Below are 7,870 nucleotides of genomic sequence, written 5' to 3'. Positions count from 1 at the left end.
CGCCAAGGCCATGGCCGAGGCCAGCCCCGCGATCATGGAGCGCAAGGCAGGCCATGAGGCCGATTACATCAAGCGCACGGTACAGAAAGTGATGGAGCTGCCGCAGGTGCAGGAGGCCCGCGCCGAGCTGGCGAAGCAGACCCAGAAGCAGCGCAGTCGGGGGCCAGATTTAAGTATGTAATGCTTGCGTTAGCGCTAACTGGTGGTATACTGTTAGCTCTAATGGAGGGTTTGAGATGAAAGACCAACACGACAAGCGTACCGGCAACCTGCTGGCCACCCCTAACGCTATACGACAGGCCCGCTTTGCCGAACAGCAGCGAGCCATGGGCCGCAAGGCCGCGAGCACCCCCCCCATAACTCTTCGCCTCATGACCGAGCGCGACCTGCCGATGCTCCATGATTGGCTCAACCGGCCGCACATCGTTGAGTGGTGGGGTGGTGACGAAGAGCGACCGACTCTTGATGAAGTGCTGGAACACTACCTGCCCAGAGCGATGGCGGAAGAGTCCGTAACACCGTACATCGCAATGCTGGGCGAGGAACCGATCGGCTATGCTCAGTCGTACGTCGCGCTCGGAAGCGGTGATGGCTGGTGGGAAGATGAAACTGATCCAGGAGTGCGAGGAATAGACCAGTCTCTGGCTGACCCGACACAGTTGAACAAAGGCCTAGGAACAAGGCTTGTCCGCGCTCTCGTTGAACTACTGTTCTCGGACCCCACCGTGACGAAGATTCAGACCGACCCGACTCCGAACAACCATCGAGCCATACGCTGCTATGAGAAGGCAGGATTCGTGCGGGAGAAGATCATCACCACGCCTGACGGGCCGGCGGTTTACATGGTTCAAACACGACAAGCCTTCGAGAGAAAGCGCGGTGTTGCCTAACAACTCATTCAAGCCGACGCCGCTTCGCGGCGCGGCTTAATTCAGGTGTTAGCGGTAATTTAACCAGATAGGAGTACAGACATATGAAAATCGTAAAAAGGATATTATTAGTATTGTTAAGTTTATTTTTTACAATTGCGTATTCAAATGCTCAAACTGACAACTTAACTTTGAAAATTGAGAATGTTTTAAAGGCAAAAAATGCCAGAATAGGAGTAGCAATATTCAACAGCAATGAGAAGGATACTTTGAAGATTAATAACGACTTCCATTTCCCGATGCAAAGCGTTATGAAATTTCCGATTGCTTTAGCCGTTTTGTCTGAGATAGATAAAGGGAATCTTTCTTTTGAACAAAAAATAGAGATTACCCCTCAAGACCTTTTGCCTAAAATGTGGAGTCCGATTAAAGAGGAATTCCCTAATGGAACAACTTTGACGATTGAACAAATACTAAATTATACAGTATCAGAGAGCGACAATATTGGTTGTGATATTTTGCTAAAATTAATCGGAGGAACTGATTCTGTTCAAAAATTCTTGAATGCTAATCATTTCACTGATATTTCAATCAAAGCAAACGAAGAACAAATGCACAAGGATTGGAATACCCAATATCAAAATTGGGCAACCCCAACAGCGATGAACAAACTGTTAATAGATACTTATAATAATAAGAACCAATTACTTTCTAAAAAAAGTTATGATTTTATTTGGAAAATTATGAGAGAAACAACAACAGGAAGTAACCGATTAAAAGGACAATTACCAAAGAATACAATTGTTGCTCATAAAACAGGGACTTCCGGAATAAATAATGGAATTGCAGCAGCCACTAATGATGTTGGGGTAATTACTTTACCGAATGGACAATTAATTTTTATAAGCGTATTTGTTGCAGAGTCCAAAGAAACTTCGGAAATTAATGAAAAGATTATTTCAGACATTGCAAAAATAACGTGGGATTACTATTTGAATAAATAAAAAACTACCGCTAACACTGGCTCATAGGCAATGGCGGGTTGAAGTGCAATTTGCAAAGTCGGTAGCCCGCCCGAGCGTTTTCTCGGTTTGACAGGAAAGGCTCACGCAAACCGCCACTGCCCATAGCCCAAACCGTTAGGCCGCATGGACACAACGCAGGTCACATTGATACACAAAATTCTAGCTGCGGCAGATGAGCGAAATCTGCCGCTCTGGATCGGTGGGGGCTGGGCGATCGATGCACGGCTAGGGCGTGTAACACGCAAGCACGATGATATTGATCTGACGTTTCCCGGCGAGAGGCGCGGCGAGCTCGAGGCAATAGTTGAAATGCTCGGCGGGCGCGTCATGGAGGAGTTGGACTATGGATTCTTAGCGGAGATCGGGGATGAGTTACTTGACTGCGAACCTGCTTGGTGGGCAGACGAAGCGTATGAAATCGCGGAGGCTCCGCAGGGCTCGTGCCCAGAGGCGGCTGAGGGCGTCATCGCCGGGCGGCCAGTCCGTTGTAACAGCTGGGAGGCGATCATCTGGGATTACTTTTACTATGCCGATGAAGTACCACCAGTGGACTGGCCTACAAAGCACATAGAGTCCTACAGGCTCGCATGCACCTCACTCGGGGCGGAAAAGGTTGAGGTCTTGCGTGCCGCTTTCAGGTCGCGATATGCGGCCTAACAATTCGTCCAAGCCGACGCCGCTTCGCGGCGCGGCTTAACTCAGGTGTTACCGCAGCGAAATGGCCGGGCTGGTCAAGCGGTACGGTGACGACCTCAGCAAGTGCGACTTTATCGCGGCCATGAAGCTGGCCAGCAAGGGCCGGGAGCCGGACGAGATCGGCAAGGCCATGGCCGAGGCCAGCCCCGCCATCATGGAGCGCAAGACGGGCCATGAGGCCGATTACATCAAGCGTACGGTGCAGAAGGTGATGGAGCTGCCGCAGGTGCAGGAGGCCCGCGCCGAGCTGGCGAAGCAGGCCGAGAAACAGCAGTACCGAGGGCCGACATTAGGATAAAACACTTGCATTAGAGCTAATGCCTGTTATGGTGTTAGCTCTAATGCGGAGGAAATATGAAAGACCAACACGACAAGCGTACCGGCAACCTGCTGGCCACCCCCAACGCTATACGACAGGCCCGCTTTGCCGAACAGCAGCGAGCCATGGGCCGCAAGGCCCGGAAGATATGGGCCACAGACGCAGAGGCCGAGGCGCTGCGGCTGTATCTGGAAGAACTCAGGGCGGCGCAGGGCGGGGGTAGTGACCCCGCCAGCGCCTAACCACCAACCGCCTACACAGGAGGCAAATCAATGGCTACCCATAAGCCTATCGACATTCTGGCGAGCTTCACAGAGCTACCGCCACCGATTGACTACGTACTGCCCAACATGGTGGCCGGCACCGTGGGGGCGCTGGTGTCCCCCGGTGGGGCCGGCAAGTCCATGCTGGCCCTGCAACTGGCCGCACAGATCGCAGGCGGCCCCGACCTGCTGGACGTGGGCGAGTTGCGCACCGGCCCGGTGATCTACCTGCCCGCCGAAGACCCGCCCACCGCCATACATCACCGCCTGCACGCATTGGGGGAACGCCTGACCGACGAGCAACGGCAAGCCGTGGCTGACGGTCTGCTAATCCAGCCGCTGATCGGCAGCCTACCCAACATCATGGCCCCGGAGTGGTTCGACGGCCTCAAGCGAGCCGCTGAGGGACGCCGCTTGATGGTGCTGGATACCTTGCGCCGGTTCCACATCGAGGAAGAGAACGCCAGCGGCCCCATGGCGCAAGTGATTGGCCGCATGGAGGCCATCGCCGCCGATACCGGGTGCTCTATCGTGTTCCTGCACCATGCCAGCAAGGGCGCGGCCATGATGGGCGCAGGCGACCAGCAGCAGGCCAGCCGGGGATCGTCCGTGCTGGTGGATAACATCCGCTGGCAATCGTACCTGTCCGGCATGACCACCGGTGAGGCCGAGGAATGGGGCGTAGACGACACGCAGCGGCCCTATTTCGTCCGCTTTGGAGTCAGCAAGGCCAACTATGGGGCACCGTTCAAAGACCGCTGGTTCAGGCGGCATGACGGCGGGGTACTCAAGCCCGCCGTGCTGGAAAAGCAGCACAAGAGCAAGGGGGTGCCTCGTGGCAAAGCCTAAGAACAAACACAGCCTCAGCCACGTCCGGCACGACCCGGCGCACTGTCTGGCCCCCGGCCTGTTCCGTGCCCTCAAGCGGGGCGAGCGCAAGCGCGGCAAGCTGGACGTGACGTATGACTACGGCGACGGCAAGCGGATCGAGTTCAGCGGCCCGGAGCCGCTGGGCGCTGATGATTTGCGCATCCTGCAGGGGCTGGTGGCCATGGCCGGGCCTAGTGGTCTGGTGCTAGAGCCAGAACCGGAGACCCCCGGCGGGCAGCAGCTCCGGCTGTTCCTGGAACCCAAATGGGAAGCCGTTACCGCTGACGCCATGGTGGTCAAGGGTAGCTATCGGGCGCTGGCTCGTGAAATAGGCTATGCCAATATCGAGGACTCAAAGCCCATCAGGGACTGCATTGAACGGCTTTGGAAGGTGTCCATCATCGCCCAGAATGGCCGCAAGCGGCAGGGCTTCCGGCTGCTTGCCGAGTACGCCAGCGACGAGGCAGACGGGCGCCTGTATGTGGCCCTGAACCCCTTGATCGCGCAGGCCGTCATGGGTGGCGGCCAGCATGTGCGCATCAGCATGGACGAGGTGCGGGCGCTGGACAGCGAAACCGCCCGCCTGCTGCACCAGCGGCTGTGTGGCTGGATCGACCCCGGCAAGACCGGCAAGGCGGCCATAGATACCCTGTGCGGCTACGTCTGGCCGTCAGAGGCCAGTGGGGCCGCCATGCGCAAGAGACGCCAGCGGGTGCGCGAGGCGCTGCCGGAGCTGATCGCGCTGGGCTGGACGGTGAACGAGTATGCGGCGGGTAAGTACGACATCGCACGGCCCAAGGCGGCAGGCTGACCCCTGCAATAACTGTCACGCCCCCCCCGTTAACTGTCACGCCCCCCCCGTTAACTGTCACGCCCCCCCCCGTTAACTGTCACGAACCCCCCCGTTAACTGTCACGCCCCCAAACCTGCAAACCCAGCAGGGGCGGGGGCTGGCGGGGTGCTGAAAAAATCCATCCATGATTATCTAAGAATAATCCACTAGGCGCGGTTAACAGCGCCCTAGTGGGGCGCTGTTTGCCCTTGCCCAAAATGCCCGGCCAGAGGCCGGATAACTGATCTATCCGCTGCGCTAGGCTACACACCGCCCCCACCGCTCCGCGGTAGGGAAAAGGCGGGCCAAGGCCCGCAAACCCAAACCCCATGCACAGACGCCACAGGAAGCCGCAGACGCCTTTAGCCGCTTTAGCGGCCTTTACCCCTGCCCGCAGGGCGGGGGCGCGTGTGAAGCCCCGCAGGGGCCATGCTGGCCACCTTGCGCTTGGCTATCTCCGCCTTGATGGTCGCGCCCGCCTCTCGCATCTCTTGCTGCAGGGCTTCGATCTCGGCAGGTGTCAGCCGGTAGAAGCTCACCCTTGCCCCTCTTGCGGCTCCGGCTGGCCATGCTCCTGTGGCTGCTATTCCTGCTTGGGTGGCAGTCCGAACAGCGCCCGGTCATGGTCGCGCTCTAGGTAGCTGTCCAGCCCATCGAGCAAGCGCTGTTCTGGCCACTCGCCGCTTTCGACTTTGCCGAGTATCCACGCGCCTACCAGCACCTTGCGCCGGGTGTCCTCCTTGCGCTTTTGCTGCTGCTCCCGTGCCCTGACCCGCTGGATCTTGGCGTTGATCCGTGCCCGTTGCTCTTCCAGCTTGGCGAGCCGTTCCGCTGCTTTTGCCATGTTGACATTCCCCTTGGTTATGTGCTTGCCATCATGCTATCATCGGAGCACAGACACCGCAAACCCCGACCGTCATTCTAACGGGAGGGCGCACTTACCGGTTTCTCTTCGAGAAACTGCCCTGCGGGCACCCCTTTGGGGCTGTGCGCTCTCCGAGGGCCATTGCATGGAGCTAAACCCCTATGGCCATCTATCACCTTACGGCCAAGACCGGCAGCCGGAACGGCGGCCAGTCGGCCAAGGCGAAAGCCGATTACATCCAGCGGGAGGGCCGTTACTCCCGCGACCGTGACGAGGTGCTGCACACTCAGTCCGGCCACCTGCCCGAGTGGGCCGAGCGCCCCGCCGACTACTGGGATGCTGCCGACCTGTATGAACGCGCCAATGGGCGGCTGTTCAAAGAGGTTGAGTTTGCCCTGCCGGTCGAACTGACCCTAGATCAGCAGCGGGAGCTGGTGGACGAATTCGCCCGGCATCTGACCGAGGGCGAGCGCCTGCCGTATACGCTGGCCATTCATGCCGGTAAAGGTGAGAACCCCCATTGCCACTTGATGATCTCTGAGCGGAAGAACGACGGTATCGAGCGCCCGGCTGACCAGTGGTTCAAGCGGTACAACGCCAAACAGCCAGAGCGGGGCGGGGCGCAGAAGTCCGAGAGCCTGAAGCCCAAGGCATGGCTTGAGCAGACCCGCGAGGCATGGGCCGACCATGCCAACCGGGCATTAGAGCGGGCTGGTCACGACGCCCGCATTGACCATAGAACACTTGAGGCGCAGGGCATCGAGCGCCTGCCGGGCATCCATCTTGGCCCCAACGTGGTGGAGATGGAGGGCCGGGGCATCCGCACCGAGCGGGCCGACACCGCCCTAGCCATCGACACGGCCAACGGCCAGATCATCGACTTACAAGAATACCGGGAGGTTATCGAGCATGAGCGCGATAGACAGAGTGAAGAAGTCCAGAGGCATCAACGAGTTAGCGGAGCAGATCGAACCGCTGGCCCAGAGCATGGCGACACTGGCCGACGAGGCCCGGCAGGTCATGAGCCAGACTCAGCAGGCCAGCGAGGCGCAGGCAGCGGAGTGGCTGAAAGCCCAACGCCAGACAGGGGCGGCATGGGTGGAGCTGGCCAAGGAGTTGCGGGAGGTAGCCGCCGAGGTGAGCAGCGCCGCGCAGAGCGCCCGGAGCGCCGCCCGTGGCTGGACATGGAAGTTGTGGGCCGGGGTCTTGATCGCTTCCGTGACGCCTATTCTGGCGCTGCTGATCGCATCATGGCTTTGGCTGGAGCCGCAAATCATCGAACAACAGGGGGGTATATGGCTGGTTTTCAAGCTCAAGTAAAGGGTGACCGCACCGCGCAAGCCATCGCCCGGCAGCTCAAGGCCATGGGCTGCGACCGGTACGACATCGGCATACGGGATGCCGCCAGCGGCAAGATGATGAACCGGGAATGGTCAGCCGCCGAAGTGCTCCAGAACACGCCATGGCTCAAGCGGATGAATGCCCAGGGCAATGACGTGTATATCAGGCCCGCCGAGCAGGAGCGGCATGGTTTGGTGCTGGTGGACGATCTCAGTGAGTTCGACTTGGATGACATGAAAGCCGAGGGCCGGGAGCCGGCGCTGATCGTGGAGACCAGCCCCAAGAACTATCAGGCATGGGTAAAAGTGGCTCAGGACGCCCCAGCAGGTCACAGGGGCGTAATCGCCCGGAAGCTGGCCCGCGAGTACGACGCCGACCCGGCCAGCGCCGACAGCCGCCACTATGGTCGCTTGGCGGGCTTCACCAACCGCAAGGACAAGCACACCACCCGCACCGGTTATCAGCCGTGGGTGCTGCTGCGTGAATCCAAGGGCAAGACCGCCACCGCAGGGCCGGAGCTGATGCAGCAGGCCGGGCAGGTGCTGGACAGCATTAAGCGCCAACAGGAACGGACGGCACGACTGGCCGAGATCACCGCCCCGCGGAGTGTGCGCCGGTATCGCCGCAGCGCCGTGGACGACTACCGCAGCGAAATGGCCGGGTTGGTCAAACGCTTCGGTGACGACCTCAGCAAGTGCGACTTCATTGCGGCTATGAAGCTGGCCAGCAAGGGCCGGGAGCCGGACGAGATCGGCAAGGCCATGGCCGAGGCCAGCCCCGCCATCATGGA

11 protein-coding genes and 1 pseudogene are annotated in these 7,870 nt (G+C 59.1%); 11 read left to right on the top strand and 1 reads right to left on the bottom strand.

What is annotated here, in order from left to right:
- The 8 genes from R7093_RS23495 to repC all read left to right on the top strand — a co-directional run.
- On the top strand, positions 1-181 hold a 181-nt coding region (locus R7093_RS23495; protein ID WP_318146837.1), incomplete at its 5' end, for a hypothetical protein.
- Positions 182-326: 145 nt separating this feature from the next.
- Positions 327-890 carry an AacA4 family aminoglycoside N(6')-acetyltransferase gene (locus R7093_RS23490; protein WP_112928758.1) on the top strand — a complete coding sequence of 188 codons (564 nt, stop codon included), beginning with the start codon at positions 327-329 and terminating at the stop codon, positions 888-890.
- Positions 891-973: 83 nt separating this feature from the next.
- Positions 974-1,873 carry an extended-spectrum class A beta-lactamase VEB-18 gene (locus R7093_RS23485; RefSeq protein WP_065825678.1) on the top strand — a complete coding sequence of 300 codons (900 nt, stop codon included), beginning with the start codon at positions 974-976 and terminating at the stop codon, positions 1,871-1,873.
- Between the two features lie 144 nt (positions 1,874-2,017).
- Complete coding sequence (gene aadB / locus R7093_RS23480) at positions 2,018-2,551, top strand: aminoglycoside nucleotidyltransferase ANT(2'')-Ia (protein ID WP_000381802.1); 534 nt, start codon at positions 2,018-2,020, stop codon at positions 2,549-2,551.
- A gap of 61 nt (positions 2,552-2,612) precedes the next feature.
- The gene (locus tag R7093_RS23475) at positions 2,613-2,888 is read left to right on the top strand and encodes a hypothetical protein (protein WP_223847821.1); all 276 of its coding nucleotides are present in this window, start codon (positions 2,613-2,615) and stop codon (positions 2,886-2,888) included.
- A gap of 56 nt (positions 2,889-2,944) precedes the next feature.
- Positions 2,945-3,151: a plasmid repression protein F gene (urfF, locus tag R7093_RS23470; protein WP_112928753.1), complete on the top strand. Its 207-nt coding sequence runs from the start codon at positions 2,945-2,947 to the stop codon at positions 3,149-3,151.
- Positions 3,152-3,181: 30 nt separating this feature from the next.
- Positions 3,182-4,021: a helicase RepA family protein gene (locus R7093_RS23465; RefSeq protein ID WP_169573183.1), complete on the top strand. Its 840-nt coding sequence runs from the start codon at positions 3,182-3,184 to the stop codon at positions 4,019-4,021.
- The gene (gene repC, locus R7093_RS23460) at positions 4,008-4,853 is read left to right on the top strand and encodes a replication protein C, IncQ-type (RefSeq protein ID WP_112928757.1); all 846 of its coding nucleotides are present in this window, start codon (positions 4,008-4,010) and stop codon (positions 4,851-4,853) included. The genes R7093_RS23465 and repC overlap by 14 nt, the downstream gene beginning before the upstream one ends.
- Before the next feature lie 604 nt (positions 4,854-5,457).
- Here the strand turns inward: repC and R7093_RS23455 are convergent.
- A complete protein-coding gene (locus R7093_RS23455) occupies positions 5,458-5,718 on the bottom strand; it encodes a mobilization protein (RefSeq protein ID WP_169573164.1) in 261 nt (86 codons plus the stop codon).
- Positions 5,719-5,900: 182 nt separating this feature from the next.
- On the opposite strand from R7093_RS23455, the pseudogene R7093_RS23450 reads away from it, so the two are divergent.
- The 3 genes and pseudogenes from R7093_RS23450 to R7093_RS23440 form a co-directional block, all read left to right on the top strand.
- A pseudogene (locus tag R7093_RS23450) lies at positions 5,901-6,494 on the top strand (MobA/MobL family protein); the annotation flags it as partial.
- Between the two features lie 154 nt (positions 6,495-6,648).
- Positions 6,649-7,059, top strand: coding sequence for an IncQ-type mobilization protein MobB (locus R7093_RS23445; protein WP_011117300.1), 411 nt, complete (start codon positions 6,649-6,651; stop codon positions 7,057-7,059).
- Positions 6,990-7,870 (top strand): DNA-primase RepB domain-containing protein (locus tag R7093_RS23440; RefSeq protein WP_318146838.1); only part of this gene is annotated, 881 nt, incomplete at its 3' end. The genes R7093_RS23445 and R7093_RS23440, both read left to right, overlap by 70 nt.

This window comes from Vibrio sp. 1580 (genome assembly GCF_033340055.1).
This window is presented reverse-complemented; position numbering and strand designations above follow the sequence as displayed.

Bases quoted from the DNA above. Each gene is read 5' to 3' on its own strand.
- R7093_RS23490 (WP_112928758.1), top strand. From the start codon at position 327: ATGGGCCGCAAGGCCGCGAGCACCCCCCCCATAACTCTTCGCCTCATG.
- R7093_RS23485 (WP_065825678.1), top strand. From the start codon at position 974: ATGAAAATCGTAAAAAGGATATTATTAGTATTGTTAAGTTTATTTTTT.
- aadB (WP_000381802.1), top strand. From the start codon at position 2,018: ATGGACACAACGCAGGTCACATTGATACACAAAATTCTAGCTGCGGCA.
- R7093_RS23475 (WP_223847821.1), top strand. From the start codon at position 2,613: ATGGCCGGGCTGGTCAAGCGGTACGGTGACGACCTCAGCAAGTGCGAC.
- urfF (WP_112928753.1), top strand. From the start codon at position 2,945: ATGAAAGACCAACACGACAAGCGTACCGGCAACCTGCTGGCCACCCCC.
- R7093_RS23465 (WP_169573183.1), top strand. From the start codon at position 3,182: ATGGCTACCCATAAGCCTATCGACATTCTGGCGAGCTTCACAGAGCTA.
- R7093_RS23455 (WP_169573164.1), bottom strand. From the start codon at position 5,718: ATGGCAAAAGCAGCGGAACGGCTCGCCAAGCTGGAAGAGCAACGGGCA.
- R7093_RS23445 (WP_011117300.1), top strand. From the start codon at position 6,649: ATGAGCGCGATAGACAGAGTGAAGAAGTCCAGAGGCATCAACGAGTTA.